9 protein-coding genes and 2 CRISPR repeat arrays are annotated in these 21402 nt (G+C 71.3%); of the genes, 3 read left to right on the top strand and 6 right to left on the bottom strand.

What is annotated here, in order from left to right; translation table 11 throughout:
* Positions 1-812: 812 nt before the first annotated feature.
* Positions 813-5627 (bottom strand): MobF family relaxase, encoded by a 4815-nt coding sequence (gene mobF / locus ACMXN5_RS50910; RefSeq protein WP_439681800.1) that lies wholly within the window; start codon positions 5625-5627, stop codon positions 813-815.
* 330 nt (positions 5628-5957) lie between these two features.
* On the opposite strand from mobF (ACMXN5_RS50910), the gene ACMXN5_RS50915 reads away from it, so the two are divergent.
* Positions 5958-6338 carry a hypothetical protein gene (locus tag ACMXN5_RS50915; RefSeq protein WP_439681801.1) on the top strand — a complete coding sequence of 127 codons (381 nt, stop codon included), beginning with the start codon at positions 5958-5960 and terminating at the stop codon, positions 6336-6338.
* Positions 6339-7855: 1517 nt separating this feature from the next.
* Here the strand turns inward: ACMXN5_RS50915 and ACMXN5_RS50920 are convergent.
* The 4 genes from ACMXN5_RS50920 to ACMXN5_RS50935 all read right to left on the bottom strand — a co-directional run bounded on the left by ACMXN5_RS50920 (position 7856) and on the right by ACMXN5_RS50935 (position 16334).
* A complete protein-coding gene (locus tag ACMXN5_RS50920; protein WP_439681802.1) occupies positions 7856-8323 on the bottom strand; it encodes a hypothetical protein in 468 nt (155 codons plus the stop codon).
* Between the two features lie 1549 nt (positions 8324-9872).
* Positions 9873-11405: a MobF family relaxase gene (mobF, locus tag ACMXN5_RS50925; RefSeq protein ID WP_439681803.1), complete on the bottom strand. Its 1533-nt coding sequence runs from the start codon at positions 11403-11405 to the stop codon at positions 9873-9875.
* 213 nt (positions 11406-11618) lie between these two features.
* Positions 11619-14240, bottom strand: coding sequence for a hypothetical protein (locus ACMXN5_RS50930; RefSeq protein ID WP_439681804.1), 2622 nt, complete (start codon positions 14238-14240; stop codon positions 11619-11621).
* 1119 nt (positions 14241-15359) lie between these two features.
* Entirely contained in the window at positions 15360-16334 is a 975-nt protein-coding gene (locus ACMXN5_RS50935) for an LAETG motif-containing sortase-dependent surface protein (protein ID WP_439681805.1), read from the bottom strand.
* Between the two features lie 244 nt (positions 16335-16578).
* Positions 16579-16912: a CRISPR direct-repeat array (repeat unit 29 nt; unit sequence CGGTTCACCCCCACGCGTGTGGGGACTTC).
* A gap of 64 nt (positions 16913-16976) precedes the next feature.
* Here ACMXN5_RS50935 and ACMXN5_RS50940 point away from each other — a divergent pair.
* Together ACMXN5_RS50940 and ACMXN5_RS50945 are read left to right on the top strand one after the other, a co-directional pair.
* Positions 16977-17285 (top strand): transposase, encoded by a 309-nt coding sequence (locus ACMXN5_RS50940; protein WP_439681806.1) that lies wholly within the window; start codon positions 16977-16979, stop codon positions 17283-17285.
* Positions 17282-18151 carry an IS3 family transposase gene (locus tag ACMXN5_RS50945; protein ID WP_439681807.1) on the top strand — a complete coding sequence of 290 codons (870 nt, stop codon included), beginning with the start codon at positions 17282-17284 and terminating at the stop codon, positions 18149-18151. The genes ACMXN5_RS50940 and ACMXN5_RS50945 overlap by 4 nt, the downstream gene beginning before the upstream one ends.
* A gap of 79 nt (positions 18152-18230) precedes the next feature.
* Positions 18231-19357: direct repeats of the CRISPR family, unit length 29 nt; unit sequence CGGTTCACCCCCACGCGTGTGGGGACTTC.
* 353 nt (positions 19358-19710) lie between these two features.
* Here the strand turns inward: ACMXN5_RS50945 and ACMXN5_RS50950 are convergent.
* Positions 19711-20610, bottom strand: coding sequence for a hypothetical protein (locus ACMXN5_RS50950; protein ID WP_439681808.1), 900 nt, complete (start codon positions 20608-20610; stop codon positions 19711-19713).
* Positions 20611-21402 lie beyond the last annotated feature (792 nt).

Raw genomic sequence — 21402 nt, forward strand, 5'->3', positions numbered from 1 at the left:
TGGGTGGGCGGGACGCTGTCGGCTTTCGGGGTGTTTTCGTCTGAGTCTTTCGTCCGGGTAGCCGTCCAGATGTGGTCGAGGGCTGTGCAGGTGGGCTCGTTGCGGCTCGCACCGGAATGTGTGCCGGCGGTCATCCAGGCTGCGTAGACCGCGTCGAGTGCGCTTCGACTTGTGTGTACCGCTGTGTGGGCTTCAGCCGGTGTTTGTTCGCGTGCCCTGGGCTTCGGCTTCGTTGTCGTGGATGTGGATGTGGATGTCCTGCGTGCGGCTTTGCCTCTCAGTTCTGCCACTCGTTCGCCGGCGCGTTCACGCACCGTGGCGAGGGATCGGCGGGCGTGCGGGTGGGTGTGTGGGAGCAGTGCACCGGCGGCCGTTTCGAGGTCGCTGTAGCGCTGGGCCAGGTGTGCGGGGTCGGGGTCTTGGCGCAGTGTCCTCCGGAGGGCATGCCAGCTTCTGTTGAGTGCGTCTGCTCCGTCTACCGCGCCGTGGGGTTGGGCGTGCGGGTGGCTGGTCCACGCCTCCCAGGCCAGGTCGACCCGTTCGTGGCCCGGGGAGGGGCTGGGGGCAGGTCCTGGGTGAGGGGTGCCGGTGTACGGGGTTCCGGCGTCGCCGACCGGCCGGCGGAGTGTGCCGATGATGTTGTCCCCTCGCACGGTGGTCGGTTGATGCCTTCGGCGAGGAAGGTGCCGGGACGCATTCGGACGTGACCCGTTTGGGTCGGCTCGCGGTTCTTACGGCGGGTCTGTCGTCGCGCCGTTCCCGGCCTCGCGTCGCTGCCTCGCGAAAATCCGGCAGGCCCGGCTCGGACAGGCTCAACGAACGAGATCGAGCCCGCCCTCGGGCGACGGCGGCTGCTGCGCCGATACGCCGCCGGCCTTCGCGGAGCGCGTGGGCTTGCCGGCCACGCCGCTCCCCACCGCATCGAGCGTCCGGGCGACCGCGGCGAGGCGCCCGCCCTGCCCGGCTGCGCCGACGCGCGTGCGCAAGTGCGCCTGCAGGCCCGCCAGCTCGGCGCCGGCCTCGGCGGCTTGGGCGGCCAGGTGCTCGGCCTCCGCGCGTACGGCCAGGCCCGTGGCGCGGTCGACGGCCACGGCGGCCTCGCGGTGGAGTTCGTGGTTTTGCCTCAAGTGGGCCTGCTCGGCGCGTACCGCGTCCCATTCGTATTCGGATCCCGCCGCCTGGCGGGCTCGGGCGAGGAGGTTGTCCACCCGTTCGATGCGGATGCGTTCCGCCCGGACCCGTCGGTCGTCGAGGGTGTGGTCCGTGCGGGACATGCCCAGCGCGACCACCGCTGCGCCGTGGCGGTCGTGGGCGGCGCGCAGCGTTTTCTCGAGGTGGGCCACGCGGTCGATGGCATCGACGCGGCGGGTCAGTTCGACGGCGTTGGCGTACAGGCCGCGGGTGGCGGGGCCCTGGCCCGAGTCGGCTCGGGCCAGGATCGTGGCGGCCCGGTCGTGGAGCTTGCGGGCGCGGTTGTGGCGCGCGAGGTACAGCTTCCTGGCCCGCTCGATGGCGCGAGCGAGCGCGGCGGCGTCGAGCGTGCCGGTGTCAAGGGCGTCAACGGCGGTGACACCGGCGGTGAGTTCCCGCTGCGGAGCTGGAGAGCCGTCGTCGGCTCCGGACGTCCCCGCGACGGGTCCACCGCCCCGGTGCTCCGCCAGCATCGTGGCGACCCGGTCGCGCGCCACCGTCTTGAGCACGGATTCGCCCTCGACCGCCTCGTCCAGCGGCAGCGGCCCCCGTACGTCGAACGTCTCCCGATACGCGGCGACGGCGGCCACCGTACGCAGCCAACCCTCGCGGCCGGGACCGCCGTCGGGAAGCGCCCCGAGCGCCAAGGCCCAGGACCGGTCGTCGAGTCCCGGCGCGGCGATGCCCGCAACGGCCGCGACCGCCAGGTGTGCCGCGCGGGCCTCGATCCGATCGTACGTCGCCCTGGCGTACGCGATCGCCTCCGCCGTGTCCTGCTCCCGCGCCGATTCCGCCCGCGGCGGTACCGGCAGCCACGGCATCGTCCCCGACCGGGGCGGCTTGTCCTCGTCGAACAGTCGTTGTTCCATGCGCCACGCGAGGAGCTGCGCCGGGCTGTTCACCGCGGCGAACTCCTCGACCGCCGAGGTGGTCGTGACCGTGCCGTCGTGGGTGAAGGCGCGCGCCAGGATGTCGTGGGCATCGCGTTCGCCGCTACCCGCGAGGGCCACGTAGTGGGCGAGGGCGGGCCAGGCCTCGTCGTCGAGGACCTGGTCGGCGAGCGCCTCGGGCAGCGTCTCGCGGACGACCTCGGCGGCGCGCGCCTGTTCCTCGTCGTCGAGGCGGTACGAGACGAGCCCGTGCGCGTATCGGTAGCGCGGCGTCAGGGTGGCGAGCGAGGCGCGGGCGGTGAGCGCGGCGGCGATGTCGTCGTGGGCGGCGTTCTCGGCGGTACCGCGCGCGATCACCGCGGCCAACGCCTGGCGGGCGGTGCGGCGTTGGCCGGCCGGGACGTGCCCATCGAGGTCCAAGCCCTCGTCGACGACCACGTACATGTGGTTGGCGGCGGCGCCGCGCGTGGCCATCACGTACAGGTTCTCGCGGCCGAGGTCGGCGCTGACCAGGGCGCGGGCGACGTCGACGGTCATGCCCTGGGCGCGGTGGGTGGTGGAGGCGTACGCGAGTTCGACGTGGGTGCCGACGTAGGCCGGCGGCAGGGTGATGGTGCCGCCGTGTTCGGTGTGGCGTACGGTCAGCGCTCCGTCGCGGGCGCGGGCGGTCACTTCCCACACGTCGCCGTTCTTGACCCAGTCGCGGCCGGCGAACAGGGACATGGTGCGTTCGTTGCGTCGGGTGACGATGCGGTCGCCGACGCCGGCGCGGCTGCCGTTGGCGAGCAGGACGCCGCCGCGCTCGACCTCGCCGGCGGCAACGCGGTCGGCACGGGCGCGGGCGGAGAGTTCACCGGCGAGCGCGTTGGTGGAGGCGATCATCAAGGAGACGCGGCCGGCGGCGGTGTCGGCACGCCAGTCCTGGTACACGCGGTCGGTCATCGTCTGGAGCGAGCCGTCGTGGACACGATCCTGACGCAGGTATTCCTCGACGACGGTGGTGTCGCCGTCGCGCAGCCGCAGCGAGGCGTCGATCTCCCAGGTGCGTGGGGTGCCGTCGGGTTCGCGGAAGCGCCAGACGCTGGTGAGTTCGGCGCCGGCGGCGTGGCGTTGAAGGTGACGCAGGACGCCGCCGGATTCGACGGCCGCGAGTTGGTGCGGGTCGCCGATCAGGCGGACGACGCCGCCCGCGGCGACGTGGGCACGGGTGATGGCGTCGAGGGTGAGGGTGCCGGCCATGCCCGCCTCGTCGATCAGGACGAGGGTGCGAGGGTGGGGGACCACGGCGCCGGCGCGCAGTTGGGCGGCCCACTGGTGGGTGTTCTCGGTAGTGGCGATGCCGGCGGCGTCGGCGAGTACGCGGGCGGCGCGGGCGGAGGGGGCGAGGCCGATCACGTTCCAGCCGTCGAGTTCGGCGGCGCGGACCAGGACGCGCAGGGTGGTGGTCTTGCCGGTGCCGGCCGGGCCGATCAGGGACGTCAACCAGGTGCCGCTGTGCGCGAGATGGCGTACGGCTGCCTGCTGGTCGGGGGCGAGGGTGTGGCCGCTTTCGCGCGCGGACTCGGCCAGCGCCGCGTCGACGGCGGCGCGGGACAGGACCGGCGCGCCGCCGGCGCGGGCGTGGGCCAGGAGTCGGCGTTCGGCGTCCAGGATCGCGGTGCTGGTGTAGCGGACGGCGGCGTGCGGTTGGAAGACGCCGATGCCGTCCGGGCGGCGCAGGGACGCCGGTTCGGCGATCAGCGAGTCGGGGGTGATGCGGACGACGCGGGTGCCGGTGTCCGGGTCGAGGAGGTGGTCCTCGGCGGTGGCCAGGCGCAGGATCCGGGACACGGTGGCCGCGCGGTCCTGGGGCGAGGCGAACGCCGTGTCGCGGGTGACCCGTTGGGCCTCCGCCTCGAGGTTGCGCACGGTCCAGGTGGAGCGGTGGTGCTGGACGCCGTCGACGGTCGCCGCAGCCCAGGCGGCGATCTGCTCGGCGTCGATGTGGTCGGCACGCAGGGTTTTCGCGTCGCGCGTCAGGTCGGCGAGGAAGGTCGCGTATCCAGGGCCGAGGACGCGCTCGGCGATCTCCCGCCACCGCTCGGCCTCGTCGGCGGCGGTGCCGCCCTTGTCCTTGCGGGGGCGGTTGTTCAAGGTGGCCTGTTGCAGCAGGTCGTACTCCTCGCCGCGGTGCGGTTCGCGGCCGTGTCGCTCGCGGAACTGCCGGTAGAGCGCGGTGAATTCGGCCTTGACCTGGGCCCGGCGGGAGGAGAACGCCTCGTTGAGCTCGGCGGGGATGTCGACGAGTTCGCGGATCGCGCGGCTGCCGTGGTCGACCTGGTCGGCGCGGATCCCGGTCGCCCAGCCGAGGCGGTGGGTGGCACCGTCGAGGACGGTCGAGTTGTACTGCTCGCTGAGGGTGACCTTTGCGGCGTACAGCGCGCGGGCGTCGAGGGAGCGCCATCGCCCGTCGGGGCCGAGGGTCTTGGCGGAGACGATGACGTGGGTGTGCAGGTCCGGATCGCCGGCGCGGGAGGTGCGGTGCACGAACGCCACCGCGGCGACGCCCTCCGCCTTGACCTGCGCCGCGCCGCCGGCGCCCAGGCGGGTGAACGCCACGTCGTTCTCAAGGCGTTCGATGACGGCGCGTACCGCCTCGTTGTGCGCCTCCTCGAGGGCGAGGCGGGCGGCGTCGTCGCCGGTGATCACGGCCAGGGCCCAGGCGGTGGAGATGCTCTTGGGTGGGGAGAACACGAGGTCGAATCCGGTGACGGCTTGGCGCTCGCCGCGGGTGTCCTCCTCGCGCAGGATCTCGGCCTTGGCGTGCGCGAGCTCGGCCTCACTCGCGTGGGGGTGGGCCGCGGCGTGCGCGACGAAGCGGGTCTCGGCGCGCTCGGCGACGGTGCGGTGGACGGGGAAGGCGCGACCCAGTTGCAGCCCGTCCGCGGCGGTGGCGAGTTGAGCGGGGGTGGCGCGGGCGAGGACGTCGGCCAGGACCCGCTCGTCGGCGTCGCCGCTCTTCGCCAGGCGGCGGGCGAGGCCCGCGAGGCGCCGGGCGTCGGCGGCCCGTTCCTCCGCGCGGACGCGCTCGCGCAGCGTGGCGCGCGCCGCGCCGGTGACGCCGTCGCCTTCGGCGGCCATGCGCTCGTTGACCCGGTGGGCGACGTCGGCGCCGGGCAGCAGGTGGTCGACGGCGGAGGGGTGGCGGGCGAGGGCCCGAGCGAGAACGTCGGGGTCGACGGCGTCGGGGCCGCCGGAGCCGAGGCCGGGCAGGGTTCCGGAGGCGGGAGCACCATCGTCGAGCAGCGCGACGAGCGCACGCGCGTACTCCCGCACGAACATCGGATGCCGCCCCCGCCCGAACAGATTCCGTATCTGCTCGCGATCGGCCTCCGTCCCGGCGACCCCCAACACCTCGGCCAGCGCCCCGGTCCACACCCCGGGCGGATTGTCGGTGGCGGCGTAGTAGGCCCCGAGATCCTGCCCGAGCCCACGCCCTTCGTCGGCAACGCTCACCGAATCGACCAGGTACTCCCACCCGTTCGGCCCGAGCTTGTGCAGCGTCATCACGGCGCGACCACCCGAGCCCCGCCGCGCCGCCGCACCTGATCCATCCCCCGAACCGCCATGGGCTGAGGCTAGAAACCAGCAGGGCCCGCCCACCAACGCCCGCACGAGCAGCGGCGCCCGGGCAAGGAGCCGGTGCCCGCCGGGCAAGGAAACCGACCCGCGGACGGTGTCGCGGGCGAGGGGCGGCGGACGAACGCGGCCAAGCCCTCTCCGAGGCTAACGCGTCGCGACTGCCTCGGCCTTCAGGGAGGCGCGGCTCGTTTCGAGTGACGGCCACGATTGCAGATGACCTTGACCCTGCCCAGCGGTGAGCACCATCGTCGAGCAATGAACTCAGCCGCCGGTCGCAGTCATGACGAGGTGTGGGTCGAGCTGCTGGACAGCCATCGCCCGCCCCATGCGGAGGATGACCGGGCATCACCATGGATGTGGTTGCTGCTCCGGGCCGCGGTCGCCGATCCGGTGTTGTCCTCGCTCCATCCGTGGAAGGGCATGAACACCCTGAGCGTGTGCACCTCCGATTCATGGCGTGACCTCGGCACGGAGGGGTTCCCGGGAATCGCGGCCGGTCCCGGCGTGTACTCGGTGATCGCCCACCCGCCGGCCGAGGGCCGCGTCGTTCTGGAGACCGATGATCCCGCTGTCGCGGTGGAGGTCATGGCTCGGGAGGTTCGGAGTCGGCTGATGAGGCGCACGGCGGACGGATGACGGCGTCGGTCTGTTGACTGAATGCGGTCGGAGCTTGCCTGGTGATCGAATAGGGCAAGGTCGCCGTGGGAGACGACCGTACGCAGTTGCAGGATGGCTTCGGCTACGAGCAGGCGCCGGCGGGCGCCCACCTTTGCCGTGCACTTGAACCACCAGCGGCATCTCACGGCTGCACGGAACCAGGATCATGGTCCGATGGAAGCCGTCGATGTCGACCGGCGGCGGCGACCACGAACTCTTCGAGCCTGCGTGTGCCGAGCACGTTCCCGCAGCGGCGTGTCACCACTTCGTGGGCCCGGTCGAAGGAGCCGCGGACAGCCTCAGTGACGGCGAGCCGCCGTAATCCCACCGGGTGTCGGCCGACAGGCAGGGACAAGTGCCGGGTCAGCGGGGCGGATGTTGCCCAACCCGGTCTCCGGTGGGCGACCTGGGTGACTCGGACCGTCTCGAGCGCGGTGGCCGGCCACCCTCCGGGCCGGTCACGGTCGGGTCGGCACCGGCGCGGACTTGATGTCTGTCCTGCCGGGCCCGCCGATTCAGGTGGTCCTGCGGCAGCACGGGTCAACGGCGCCCGGAGGATAGATCCAGTGGAGAACCGACTCCCGTCACAAGGCCGTGCCATACCAACCGAGTCGGCTCAACGGTCTGCCCCGCCGCAGTACGCAACCGAGCGACCACCCTTTTTTCGGTCCTCGACCGCCCCGCCACGCGCATGGCCACTGGTAGTGCACCAGGTGTGAGGTGTTGGAACAGGGTGCTCCGGCCGTGTCGGTCGGGGGAGGACGTGGCGAGGGACGGGGCGTGCGCCCCGTCCCTCTATCCCAGGTGATCAGTTGTCGGAGTGCCACATGCAGGAGGGCAGGTGCGGCGCGCCCTGCTTGGCGCCGCAGTCGTCGCACTTGTCGTTCTTGTCATAGACGGGGCCTTGAACGGAGTTCATGTCCTCATCCCTTCGTTTGGTCGGATGGCTCCGCCGAATCAGGTCCGGTCGGCCGGTGGATGCGTGCCTTTCGCTTCCGCCGGCCGACCGGACCTGATACGCCCTTGGGCGTCCGACCGAAGGGATGAGGACATGAACTCCGTTCGAGTCCTTCTGGGCAGGAACGACGAGTGCGACGACTGCGGCGCCGGTTTTGCGGGGCGCGCCGCACCTGCCCTCCGGTTGCGTGTGGTGCTCCGACGACTGATCACCTGGATGTGAGGGAGGGACGGGGTGCACGCCCCGTCCCTCGCCGCGTCCGGAGGAGGCCGGCACGGCCGGAGCACCCTGCCCGGCGCGGAGCGCCGGGGATTCCTCGATCCGTCGGTCGATGCTGCGCGCGTCGAGTGGACTTGTCTGTGGGGCTTGCCTGTGGGCGGTGACCACCGAAGGTTTCGGGTGGGGAGGGGTGTCGGGGCATGGGTACGCCCCCGTCGGTCCGTGGACCGGCGGGGGCGTGTGCCGTCTCGTCCTGTGTGCGGGTAACCAGCCCGCGGGCGGCGGCGTTCTCAACCCAACATGTTGAGTCTCTGGGTGGCTATACGGAGCGTGGGGTGCGGGGCGCGAGTTGTGAGATCCGTTGGTGGGACAAACGCAGGACGGCGCCCGCGTCGCGGGTGTTCCAGCCCTGGTCGGTGAGGGTGCGGGCGGCGTGCCGGGCGGCGTCGCGAACGGCTTGTTCGGCGTGGGCGAGGGCGAGGCGGGCGTCGAAGAGGGCGTTGACGACGGTGGCGGCGTCGGGGTCGGCGGGGTTCGCGACGATGGTGAAGGTCTCGGCGTCGGGACCGAGCAGTTCGGCGACGCATTCGAAGGCGTTGTGCTCGACCTCCCTCCAGGTGCGGCCCTGGGCCATGGCGGCTCGACCGTCGGGGAGGTCGGCGATGGTGGCGGTCCATCCGCTCGCGGTCCGGGTGACGGTGGCGGGGTAGCTGGGGACGGGCTTCCACTCGCGGGTTTCGAGCTCCGGGTCGATGTCCGGCTGGTCGAACAGGGTGTCGATGGACATGGAGTGAGCCTTCGGGTCGGGGCCGTGACGTGTGGTGCGGGTAGGACGCTAGTTCCCCCACTCTCGCTTGTCCAGTAAGGATAGACATAATCTGTCTAGTTCAACTGGACTTAAAGTTGGGTTTTGGTTTTGCCGCCCTGGCGGCTCCTTGGCCCCGCAGGGGCAGGCCCGCGCCGAAGGCGCTTGAGGGGCCTGCGCGCCTTCGGCGCCTGCCCGCCCGGGGCAGAAGAGGCCGCCCGCGCCCGCCAGGGCGCTCGAGGGGCGGCCCGGCCGCTCGCGGCCGTCCTTTTCCCGCCGCGCGCCCCGGTTTTTGGGGCGCTTGAAAGGCGGGGCTGCCGGCCGCTCGCGGCCGTCCTTATTCCCGGCCGCACGGGCAGCCCCCCTCCCAACCGGGTGGGGGGCTGCCCGTGCGGCCGTTGTGCCTAGCTACCGTCGATCAGGCTGTGACCCGAGAGGGGGCACCTCTTGCCGTTACGACCGTCGTGCTCCGGCGCCGCGTCACCGGGCTTCAGGTATTCCTTGGGCTTGCTGGGGTTCTTGAACTTCAAGCCGCAGAGACTGCACTCTCCTGGGACCGCTGCCATCGAATTTCCCTTTCCGACGAGGACATGTTGGGTTCGCCCCGCCGGGTGGTTGGGTCCGGTGGGGGTGGCGTCAGACAGCCACGGCCGGCGGGTGCGGGGCAACAGCGCGCGGGGGGTGGGCTGGGCGGCCCGGTGCGCGCCAACGGCGCAGGGCCGCCCACCGGGCCGGTGAACGCGCCAACGGCGCCCGGCCCGGCGTCCCGCGCGCTTGCGCGCGGGACGGCCCGGCGGTGAACGCGCCAACGGCGCCCGCCGGGCCACCCGCAGGCCCCTCGGGGCCGGAGGGCGGCCCACCCCCCGCGCGCTGTTGCCCCGCACCCGCCGGCCGTGGCAGGCTGCCGCCACCCCCACCGGATGCCTAGGTGTGGGGCTTCCGTAAGTCAGGGGTGCGGGAGTTCGTGCTCGCCCGCCTGCGTGAACCCGGGGGCGCGGGGCCGTTGTCTGTCGGGCGGCAGACAGCCGCCGTCTCGCGTGGAGAGTTCCTGGATCGACCGCCTTCACCGGGAGTGTGCGCCTGCGGCCGGTGCTTGGGCCGACGGCACGGTGACGGCGTTGGGCGGTGCCGCTGTTGGCGAGCCGGGTCAGCTGTGTGTCGGGGTGGTTCTGGGGGCGGCTTCGCTGTCCACCGGTATCAGGCTTCGGGTGGTGTGCGTTTTCCCGGCTGCGGAGCATCAAGGTATGCCACAGCGTGGGTCGCATACGTCTCCGGCGAGGGCCGCGACGGTGGGTGGGGGGTCGGCCGTCGACCCGTCGTCGCCGTGTTGTCTCGGTGCGGAAGGGCGGGTCTTGGGTGCCTCGACGAGGCGTCGTTGCCCACCCGTCCGACCGTGCCACGAGCCTTGCTCGTCGACTTGCCCGAGGACCTTCTCCACGACCTCGTTGGCCGCAGGTCAATGCCGTCTGCATGGTGGCCTTGGCGACGACACTGCCTGGACGGCTCGACGGGTCCGCGTCCCGTGCGGGACCTATCGCGACGCCACACCCACCGGGGACCGATGTGTGGCGTGCTTCGGGTGTCGCTTTCCCGGGGCGTGTGCCGACTCGGTTGTGTCAAGGGCGGTGTGGTGTTCGCCGTTGCCTTCTGCGGGAAGGTCGGTGGCTCGTCGGACGATGCCGAGAAGGGCTTGGTCTGCCAGGTCCTCCACTAGGTGCCGCATGCTTGTGGTGTCGAGGCGATCCGGGAGTTGGCGGCACAACTCCGTGATCAGATCCGCGCGGTTCCAGGCGTTCTTGGTGGTGTCGAGGACTGTCATGGCGCGGGTCACGATCGCTGCGTGGTCGGGGTGTTCGGCTTCCGGGCCGATGCGGTGCAGGGTGGCCGCGGGGATGTCGGTCAGGGCGATGCCTGGTTCCTGGCGGGCGGCTTCGGACCAGCGGGTCAGGAGTTCGGCGCGGGAGACGGGGGTGCGTTTTTTGTCCTCGCGGCGGAGCAGGGTGATGTGTTGGGCGATGGCGGTGAGTTCGTACGCGGAGGGGGCTCGGCCGTAGGTGGCGGTGAACTTGGCGGCGTAGACGGCGACTTCGGCGGATATCGCGCGGCGCCTGGAGGAGAACCGGGCGCGGAGGGAGTCGGAGATGCCGACGATCTCGCGGGCGCGGCGGTCGGGGCGGGTGGCGAATTCGACGCCGAGGGCGCGGGTGAGGGCGATTTCGGCGGCGCGTTCGCACAGGTGTCCGGCGGCCTGTTTGTGGCGGTGGATGGCGCGGCTGTCCAGGGTGCGCCAGACGCCGTCGTCGGCGTGTACGCGGTTGAGGACGGCGGTGTGGACGTGGAGTTGGGGGTCGTCGTCGCGGGAGGTGTGTTGGGGGAAGGCGGCGACGGTCCAGCGGTGTGCGCTGATCCAGCGGCCGGTGGAGGCGCCGGTGGAGGTGCGTCCGTGGCGGCCGGCGCGGGCGAAGCCGGCGGTGTCCTGGAGGTATTCGAGGCCGGTGTGGATTCCGGTCAGCCAGGCTTGCCAGACCTGGTCGGCGTCGTCGTGGCGGGCGGCGAGTTGGAGGGCGGCGTGGAGGATGGACCAGGATTTGGGGGCGGACCAGGTGAGGTCGAGGTATTTGACGGCGGTGCGGGCCTTGTTGCGGACGCGGGCCTCGATCTGTCGGCGTCGGGCGGGGGTGGCGTCGGGTTCGGCGGCGAGGGCTTCGGTGATGGCGGCGCGGGTGCCGGTGGTGTAGTCGCGGGGGCGGGGGCCGAGGCGGACGGTGTCCCGGGCGGTTTCGGCGGCGGCGGCCCATTCGGGGGTGCCTGGTGAGGCGGTGATGTCGGCGATGGTGGCGGTGAGTTCGGTGCGGCGGCGGGGGTCGACGAAGTGGTGGTACAGGTCTTCCAGGACGGCGTGGTCGACGGTGCCGTGCAGGCCGAGGTCGGGGGCGCCGCGGCCGAGCCAGTGGCCGGGGGGTTCGCCGGCGATGGCGGCGTCGCGGAGGAAGTAGTGCTCGGCGCCGCGGGCGACCTGCTGGGCGAGGTAGGTGACGTCGCTGCGGGCGGCGATGGTCAGCACGGGCGGCCGCCGGGGGTGTCGGCCGCATGCGGGGTGTCGGGTGTTCCGTGTTCGTTGGTTTGGTCTGTTCGGTTTATGTGGTTTGTGTGTCGGGTGTTCATGATCGGGAAGGTGCGGAAGCGGCACATGGTGTGACCGGGCCGCGAGCCGGCGGAAGGGCGATGGGGGTGCGTCGGCGGGAGGTGGGTTGTTCGTCGCGGACGGGGACGGGGCCTACCCGCCCAGCGCGGGTGCCGCGCTGTCGGCGAGTTCCGGGGTGACCGAGGTGACCGGAACGGCCCGTCGGGCGGGCGGCGGTCCCGAGGCGGGCTTCGGGGCCAGGGCCTCGTCGGTGCCATCCATGACGAGTCGGACGGTCGACAGGCGCCTGCGTTGGGGTCGGGCCGGGATCTGTGCCGCAGGGGCGACGGTGTGTTCGGTCGCGGGCGTGGCCGTGCCGGTCTCGTTCGTCGGGAGGGGCGTTTCCGGTCGAGGCTCGCGGGGCCGCGACGCGCGATCGCTCGGCGGGGGAATCTCTTCGGGTTGCTTCGGTTCGGATACCGACGGTGTCAATGGGCGCGGGGCGTCCGTCGACAGGGTGGTGTCGAGGGCGGGCGACGGCGGCGACCCGGCGACCGGCCCGTCGGCGGGCTCGGGATCCGTTTCCCGTCCTGCGGAGCCTCGTTCGAGGATCGAGCGCAGTTGGGCCGACTCGTCGTCGGTGAGGGCGCGGCCCCAGGAGCGTTCGTACTCACCGGCGATGTCCCGGTGATAGCGGTCGACGTCGATCGCCGGAGGGCGGGCGGCACCGAGCAGGCGCGCGGCTTCCTCGGGATCGCTCGCGAGGGCTCCCAGGTGGCGTGCGCGCAGGCTGTGGGAGCGGGCTTGTTGGCGCAGGCCGGGGACATCCCCCTCGGGGACGTCCCCGGCAGCAATGCGGGCCTCGATGCCGTGGGCCAGGTCGAAGAAGCGGACCGCGTGGGCTGCGAGGGCGCGTTCCGGGGCGCCGTTCGGGTCGAGCGGGGCGGGTGCGTGTTCGCGGATGCGTTCGGTGGCCACGACGGCGGGGGTGTCGGGGGTGAGGGTGATGCCGAAGGTGTCCCGGATGCGGTCGGCGAGGAAGGTGAGGGCGTCGTCGCGGGCGGGTCCGTCCTGCCAGTCCTGGACGCCGCGCCACATCCAGCCGATCTCGACCGGGCGGGCGTCTTCCCACCAGCGGTGGTCGAGGGCCGACTTGAGGGCGGCTCCGGCTTGGGCGAGGTCGTGTTCGGCGCGGTCGCGGGCGGCCTGGTCGCGGCCGATCTCGGGGATGCGGGCGGCGGTGACGACGACGGGTGCAGTGTCGGGGCGGTCGGCGGGGACGACCTCGACGACGGCGCGCCGCAGGACGGCGGGGTCGGCGCCGCGGGCGGCGAGGTCGGCGAGGACGCGGCGGCCGACGGTTTCGGGGGTGTCGCGGGCGAGGGCGGTGTATCGGCCCTGGTCGAGGAGTCGGGTGTGGAGGAGGGGGTCGCGGACGGTGTAGGCCCAGCGCACGGCGGGGCCTTCGGCGGGGGCTGGCCGGCCGTGGGCGATGGCGGGGTTGAGGTCGACGCCGTTCACCGGTGGTGTGGGGAGGTCGACGCCGTGGTGTTGCCGGATGCGGCCGCGCATGTGGCGCAGGATTCGCCCGGCGATGACGTCGTGGTGGGCGGACCATTCGACGGCGCGCTGCCAGATGGCGGCGATTTCGCCGGGGTTGGCTCGGCGCCACCAGGAACGCGTGCGGACGTCGCGCATGACCTCGTGCGCGGCGGCGTGTTCGGCGCGGATGTCCCGGATGAGGCGATCGTGTTCGGGCCCGGTGGTGTGCAGGTGTTCCTTCGCCCGGGCGTCGCGGCCGGCGATGCCCCGTCGGGCGCGTTTCTCCGCGTCGGCGATGCGGGCCAGGACCGCTTCCGGGTCGGGCCGTTGGCGCGGCGGTCGCGGGGCGAACAAAAGGCGTACGGCCGACAGTCGCGGCCGGCGGCGCGGTGGGTCGAGGGCGTCGGCCTGGCGGCGGAGGTGGCGGGCGTGCAGTTCGGCGGCGACGCGGAGTTCGTGCAGGGCCGCGCGTTCGATGGCGCGTTGGGGTGAGGCGGTGAGACGGGCGGCGGCTCGGGCGACGGCGGTGTAGCGGTCGCCTTGGTCGCGGAGGTCGCGAATGCGTTGGCTGGGGGTCTCCGGGGGCACGCGGGGGTCGGTGGCGACGTTCCAGGCGCGGATGAGCGCGTTGTGGTGTCGGCGGTGGAGGGCGTCACGGCGTCGGGCCCGGTGGTGGCCGCCGCGACGGTTGCGGGCGGAGGCGAGGGCGATTCCGTTCCAGTGGTCGAATTCGGATCGCGGGGGTGGGGGTGGGTCGGAGCGCGGTGACGCACCACGTGACTCCGGGGTTGGTGCGTCGGCCGGTTGGGCTGGGCCGGCTTCGGGGGTGGTGAGGTTTTCGGTGCCGCCGGGTGACGGGCTTTCGGTCGGCTGGGGGGTGCGGGTTTGTGTCCACGCGATTGTCTCGACGTCGCGGATCGTGGCATCGAGGGCTTCCATGTGGCCGCGTGCGTGGCGCCACATCGCGCGCAGGGCGGCGAGTTCGGAGATGTGTGTTCGGGTGTCGAGTGCGCGGGCCAGGTCTTCGACCGTGGAGACGATGGTGCGGGCGTGGTCGGTGACGACGCGGAGGTCGTCGGCGCCGACGACCGGGGTGTCCGAGTCGTTGGTGAAATCGCCGAGGTGGATCGCGTGCGCCTCTCGGGCGCCGCGGAGTGCGTCGACGAGGGTTTCCCGGAGACTGCGGACGTGCTCCGGTGTGTCGGAGCGTTCGTCGACGGACTCCCGCCACACGCGTGCGGCGCTGTCGATGCTGCGAGCTCGGGCGTGGGCCTCGTCCCGAGTGGCGTAGGGGTCGGGTTCATCCGGTTCGGGGTCGGTCGCGGAGGGATCCGCGTCGGCGTGCGCGGAGTTCGGCTCCGAGTCGGGCGGGGTGGTATCCGGGGGCGGGGGCTCGGGTGGGGATGGGGGCTCGGGGCTGTCGGGAGGCGTACCGGCACTGTCGGACGCCGAAGTGGGCTGGTCAGGCTCCGGGTTCGGCGGTTGGTCACCCGAGCCGCCGTGAGCGAGGGGTTGGCGGGAGGCGGCCGCTTGCGGGGCGGCGTCGTCCGAAGGCTCGATGTCGCCGGTATGCGCTGGGAGCGGGACCTCGTGCCCGGGAGGATCCGGAGTGGGACTCCGCGCGTCCGGGTGGGGGGAGGAAGCCGGCGAACGAGGATCCCGATCCTTGGGCTCCTCCTCGCGGATAACGCGGTAGGCGGGATTTCGTTCGAGGTATTCCTGCGCTTGGAGCAGGGCGTCACTCGGTCGATCCGATGGCGGTACCCATGTCCGCGGACCGTCGGCCGACGGAGAGAAACCCTGCGCACGCAGGATGGCTTGGAGCTCGACGTCCGCAGGATCGACACCGTAGACGCCGCCATTCCTTCCGAGGCGAATCGCGATCTCCACGGCTGTACCCGTCCTAGGCTCGGACATGGTCACACCCACTCACGTGCTGCCTCCCGGGAGATCGCCGTCATCTGCCGGAAGGTGCGCTCAAGTCGTGCGCTGTGACACGGGAAACGAGGACGACGGGAGCAAGTGCCGCCGGCACTGCGGATACCAGGGCAGCCCCACGACGCATCCAGCCGGAGACCGGATGGTTCGGAGGAGCGGTTCGATAGCGAGCCGGAGCGTTGGAATCACGGCGCTGCACCATGGAGCCGGCACCTTGCGCGGGCCTGAGCTTTGGGATCGATCTTCGTATTCGTGGGCGGGAGTCGCGCGGGTGGGGCTTCGATGTGGCTACCAGAGCGCGGCGACACGGCGTCGACGGGCCGAGGCCCGCGACCCCTGCGGATCGTCCCTGCCCCGTTCCCGGGGCGGGCCGATGGTTGAAAGTCCGATCGGCGGCCGCCCCGGGGGTTGTTGCTACGCCTGGTGGACGCGGCGGCGGTTGCGGGCGAAGAGGGTGCCTCCGGCACCTACGACGAGGAGGATGCCCGCCCCGGCTGCCAGCATTGTCGTGTTGTCGTTGTCGGCGCCGGTCTCGGCGAGTTCGCGGCCCTTGGCCGGGGGTGCGGGGGTGGCGGCCGTTCCGCCGGTGCCGGCGGGTGTGGTCGGGGCCGTGGTGGTGCCGATGTTGTAGGTGTAGACGGTGCGGTCGACGTTGTCGGCGGGGGTGTGGTCGGTGAGCTTGCCGGTGATCCGGCTCTCGACGATCTGTTCGTTCCCGGTGAGGGTTCCGCGCAGGCGGACGGTCCTGGGCATGTCGCCGATCCGTTCGGTCTTGTGGCAGGTGACCGTCGTTTTGGCGGTGTTCAGTTCGCAGCCCTCGGGGGCCGCGGCGAAGGTGATGCCCTTGACTGCGGTGACGGTGACCGTGGCGTCGTTCTCCTTGCCGGTGCGGTCGGCGTACTCGACCGTGTAGTCCTTCGTGATGCTGCCGTCCGCCGCGTGGACGATCTCCTTCGGGTTGGACACCCACAGGTTCGAGGCGGTGATCGGCTTGCCGTAGGTGAATTCGAGCGTGCCGCGGGCCTCGCCCGTGACGGCCTTCGCGATCAGGGTGACCTTCTGTCCTTCGAGGCCTTCCTCGGTGTCGACGGGAATGACGACTTTCCCGCTCGGCCCGGGGGTGCACCTCGGGGTGTGGGCGCCGGGAGTCTCGGCGTGGCACTCCTCCGGGAGGGACCAGCCGAACGAGGTCTTCCCCGTGCCCTCGGTGGACAGGTCGAACGGTGCCGACGTCGTGATGGTGGCGACGGCGTCGCGGCCGCCGGGAATGATGGTGGTGGAGTCGGCGGTGATGGTGATGCCCGCCGCCGCACCCGCGGTTCCGGCTCCGATCAGCGGCGCGGCCAACAGCAGACCTCCTGCGGCACCGAGCCCAACGGTTCTCTTCACGCGTGAACGCGACATGTGATGGTTCCCACCCCTGGTGAACGAACGACGCCCCGCAGACGCGGCATTCGACGCGTTCGAGAGGGCATGCTTAACACAGCCATCCAACTCGTGTGTCAGCGGGTGTACGTCGGCTGTCTCCAGGATCGGTGCGTATCGAATGCCGGCCTGCGCTGACTGAGGGAGCGCCCTCGGAACACGAAGTGGGGGACTTCTTCACCGCGCCGGCCGCCGTGGCGCTCCCGAACGGTTCACCCCCACGCGTGTGGGGACTTCCGCTCCCGGCCGTCCCCGGCGGATCGGAGCAGCGGTTCACCCCCACGCGTGTGGGGACTTCGTAAGGGCCCGTGCGAGGGCGGTCTTTCCGGCGGGTTCACCCCCACGCGTGTGGGGACTTCCTGCCCGGTCAGATCCGGGATGCCGCGGGCGACGGTTCACCCCCACGCGTGTGGGGACTTCTGCAAGTGCGAGGGGGCCGGTCACGCCGTGGACGGTTCACCCTCACGCGTGTGGGGACTTCCGCATCTCCCCGAGCGTGGCGAACCCGTCCGGCGGTTCACCCCCACGCGTGTGGGGATGGGCTTGATCCACTTTGACGGACACCCTGGGTGAGGGGCTTTAGCCTCTCTGGGGAGGATGTCCATCATGGAGAGCATGGGGAAGAAGAAGCCTCGGCCTCGCCGCTCGTTCACGCCGGAGTTCAAAGCCGAGATCGTCGCGCTGTGCAGGCAGGGCGACCGGTCGGTCGGGCAGGTCGCGAAGGATTTCGACCTGACCGAGACCGCAGTGCGGGACTGGGTGAAGCAGGCCGAGGTCGACACGGGCGAACGCGACGGGACGACCTCGTCCGAGCGGGAGGAACTCGCGCGGTTGCGGCGGGAGAACACCCGGTTGCGCCAGGATGTGGAAGTCCTCAAGCGGGCCACGGCTTTCTTCGTGAGAGAGACCCGGTGACGGTGCACCCGTTCATCGAGGCGGAGAAAACCGCAGGTCACAGCGTCAAACGCGCGTGTGAACTGCTGCAGGTCTCGCGTGCCGCCTTCTATCACCGCCGTACTGCGACCCCCGGCCCGCGTGCCGTCGGGGACGCGGAATCGACCGAGCGGATCATCGACGCCCACCGTGCCTCGCGCGGCAGCTACGGAGCCCCGCGCGTGCACGCCGTCCTGGTCCGCGGCGGCGCCCGGGTCGGGCGCCGCCGCATCGCCCGGCTGATGCGCGCCGCGGGCCTGGTCGGCCGCCACCGCCGACACGGAAAGCCCACCACCGTCCCCGACCCGCGCGCCCGGGTCCGCCCCGACCTGATCGAGCGCGACTTCACGCCCGGCTCGGCACCGGTGACGCGATGGTGCGGCGACATCACCTACCTGCCCACCGACCAGGGATGGCTGTTCCTCGCCACCGTCATCGACATCGCCACCCGCAAGGTCGTCGGCTGGGCCACCGCCGACCACCTGCGCACCGAGCTGGTCGCCGACGCCCTGCGCGACGCCGTCCACAGGCAGCGCCCGAACACCGGAACGATCTTCCACTCGGATCGCGGCTGCCAATACACCAGCCACGAATTCGCCATGCTCGCAACCGAGTTCGGCATCCGTCTCTCGGTCGGACGCACCGGCCAGTGCTGGGACAACGCACTCGCCGAGTCGTTCTTCGCCACCCTCAAAAGCGACCTGGGAGCAAGGCCGCCCTGGTCGACACGGGCCGCCGCACGCGCCGAGGTCTTCGAGTACATCGAGGCCTGGTACAACATCCGCAGGCTGCACAGCAGCCTCGGGTACCGGACACCCGTCGAATACGAAGCCGCACTCGCGGCCTGACCACCACAAAGACGGTGTCTGCCAAAGCGGAGCAAGCTCAGGACTTCTGGTGTTCCGGCGCAGCCGTTCTCTCTCTCGCCGGTTCACCCCCACGCGTGTGGGGACTTCCGTCGACTCCGGTTCGGACGCCCCGCTCCCCACGGTTCACCCCCACGCGTGTGGGGACTTCGGCCGCAGCCACGGCATGCCGATGGCTCCGCCCGGTTCACCCCCACGCGTGTGGGGACTTCCCGGCGTCGTACAGGTCGTATAGCTCGTCGTGCGGTTCACCCCCACGCGTGTGGGGACTTCATGACGGATGAGCCGGGGGCAGACAAAGACGCCGGTTCACCCCCACGCGTGTGGGGACTTCGCCGTCCGCGACCCGACCACCACCTACCCCTGCGGTTCACCCCCACGCGTGTGGGGACTTCACGCACAGCCGGACGCCGTATGCGGTGCGGACCGGTTCACCCCCACGCGTGTGGGGACTTCAACATTCCGATGACCGCGCCGATGGCCACGGACGGTTCACCCCCACGCGTGTGGGGACTTCGTCCTCGGCCGCTTCGATCGCCTCGGCGGCGGCGGTTCACCCCCACGCGTGTGGGGACTTCCGGTCAACAACGAGGAGTGGGCCCGGATCGTCCGGTTCACCCCCACGCGTGTGGGGACTTCACCAGTCCCTTCTTCTTGAGCGCGGCGAGGGCGGGTTCACCCCCACGCGTGTGGGGACTTCACCGCCCCGCTGGTTACTGGGTCGCATCGACACGGTTCACCCCCACGCGTGTGGGGACTTCCCGAGAAAGCCCCTCACGCCCCCCGTGGGGGGCGGTTCACCCCCACGCGTGTGGGGACTTCTCCCCGCCCGACTCGACACACGAATCCGGTACCGGTTCACCCCCACGCGTGTGGGGACTTCAGTAGGGCCGGGCGGGCAGCCGTCCGGCCCTACGGTTCACCCCCACGCGTGTGGGGACTTCATGATCATCCGCTCCGACGACCCGGACTACACCGGTTCACCCCCACGCGTGTGGGGACTTCGCAAGGAGATGGGCCGTGAGGCCGCAGTGCGACGGTTCACCCCCACGCGTGTGGGGACTTCCACGCACGACACGCGGCACCGACCCGACCGAACGGTTCACCCCCACGCGTGTGGGGACTTCTGCGCGTACTGCTCGGGCGCGGTCGAGGATGCCGGTTCACCCCCACGCGTGTGGGGACTTCCCTTTCTGACCTGCAGGTTCTCTGGGGCTTTGCCGTTTCGTGATGAAGATTGGGCAATTGAGGCAGAGAGCCTTCCTGAATGCGGTCTGATCAGGGCTTTTGGGCGGTCCGCATGTGTACGAGCGGTTCCAGTCTCTCAGTCACGCGCGGTGTCTTCGTGACCTTCGCTGCGACTGTGCCGATCGTCGGGATGGTTCGTGGTCTCGCAGGTGTGGTGGACAGCGTCTCGGATCCGGGCTGATGCACGGCACGACCCCAGCCCTTGGGTGCTTTGAGCGTGGCGGTGACGACTTCACTCCGATGGGTCGTTTAGGGCGCGCGCCTCCTGCTGAGAGTGGGCCTTTGACGGTGCGTCATTTCGGTGGGGTGGGGCGCCAGTCGGTGAGGAGGTCTGGGGGTGGGTGTGGGTCGTTGTAGGTTGTTCGGGTTTCGGACAGGGCCGTGCGGACGCGTTGCCAGGCGCCTTCGAGGGCTCGGGGGCCGATGGGGAGGCCGGCGGGGCGCAGGGGGCCGCCGGCGCGGTGGGGGACTGTGGTGACCCATAGGGCGTGGACGGGGCCGCCTTCGAGGGCGGTTGTGAGGCGGGTGCGTTCGTGGGTCCAGGCTCGGAGGGCGCGGGTGGTGCGGGGGTCCAGTAGTGCGGTCTGGGGTGGGTCGGGGGTGCCTCTTCCGGGGGGTCTGGGTGTGATGCGGGCTCGGGTGGGTTCGTCAGTGAGGTCGTGGATGGTCATGGCCGCGATCTCGCCGACACGGGCTCCGGTGTCGATGACGACTCGGACGAGGGCGTGGGTGCGTACCCATAGTGCGGGGGTGACGCGGTGGGGACGTGGGCCTTCGAGGAGGGTCGTGCAGCGGTGGTGCAGGAGGTTCGCATCGAGGCGGAGGCGAGCTGGTTGGCGGGGGTGGGGCGTCGTGTCCAGGGGGGTGTTCGCCCATTGGGCCAGGGCGCGTAGGGAGGCGGCCGCGGCTCGGATGGTGGCGGTGGATCCGCGGCGGTTTCCGGTGGCGGTGGCGCGGCGGCGGCGATCGCCTCGGGCGACGGCGTCGAGCCAGGCCTGGCATGTCGAGGAGTCGAAGAGCGCGGTGGCGGGGGCTGCGGCGCGGTTGCCGTGGGCTTGGTCGACGTAGGTCAAGAGGTCTTCGAGGAAGGTGATGCGTTGTCGCAGAGTGGCCGCGCCGATCGTGCCGTCATCGTGTTGCTCGCGCAGATCGGTGAGGAATCCGTCGATGACGTCGCGGGCTCGGGGGCTCATGGGCTGCACTTTATGCGGCGGGTTCGGCCTTGTGGATTGCTGCCGCGCCGTAGGCGTGACGAGGGGTGAGGCGTTGAGTTTCGCTGCGGGGTGTGTGTCACTCTCTCGACTTGCCGCCTTCTGTTATTACGATTCCGTGTATCGAGGTGGGTCGCCGGTGGGGTGGGCCGATCCTGGCGCACGGCTTTGACCTGCGGCTTTATCCCTAGCCCAGGGCTTGCCCGCGCCTTGCCGCGCGTTCATTACGGCGTAATGAACGCGCTCTGTGGTGGGTTCGGGCGGGTCCATCGCGGTTCATTACGCCGTAATGAACGCGCGGGTCGGGCGCTGGCGTCGCAGCGCGTGGGCGCTGGTTCCGGGGAAGTCATTACGCCGTAATGACGGGGGCGTTGCTCCGCGGGTGGCTGGGTCGCTGTGGCCGCGCCCGCTCCCCCGGGTCGCGCGTCTTCATTACGGCGTAATGACCGCGAGACGTTGGAGCCGATTCTCGGCAGATCCTTCATTACGGCGTAATGAGACGGACGGCCCGCGCGGGAGCCGCGCGAGCGATGATCGCGTTCGGCTCCGGCATCCCGGAGCCGTCACAGGCTTCGGAATCGGTACGGGTTCCGATCGAGGCTTGCATACGGGCGCGCTGGGATCGACGGCTCTTCGAGGTGCCCCTCCCCCGCTCCCCTGGTCGCCGGGTTTCATTACGCCGTAATGAGACCCGGGCCGGGGAGGTCGCGGGAAAACGAACCGGGGCTCGCTCATTACGGCGTAATGAGCGAGCCCCGGCGGGTGTGTTGCGTG

This window comes from Embleya australiensis (assembly GCF_051903075.1).
Classification (GTDB): Bacteria; Actinomycetota; Actinomycetes; order Streptomycetales; family Streptomycetaceae; genus Embleya.

Excerpts from the sequence above, each read along its gene's own strand:
- ACMXN5_RS50950 (WP_439681808.1), bottom strand. The coding sequence starts at position 20,610 with ATGAGCCCCCGAGCCCGCGACGTCATCGACGGATTCCTCACCGATCTG.
- ACMXN5_RS50940 (WP_439681806.1), top strand. The coding sequence starts at position 16,977 with ATGGAGAGCATGGGGAAGAAGAAGCCTCGGCCTCGCCGCTCGTTCACG.
- mobF (WP_439681800.1), bottom strand. The coding sequence starts at position 5,627 with ATGACGCTGCACAAGCTCGGGCCGAACGGGTGGGAGTACCTGGTCGAT.
- ACMXN5_RS50915 (WP_439681801.1), top strand. The coding sequence starts at position 5,958 with ATGAACTCAGCCGCCGGTCGCAGTCATGACGAGGTGTGGGTCGAGCTG.
- ACMXN5_RS50920 (WP_439681802.1), bottom strand. The coding sequence starts at position 8,323 with ATGTCCATCGACACCCTGTTCGACCAGCCGGACATCGACCCGGAGCTC.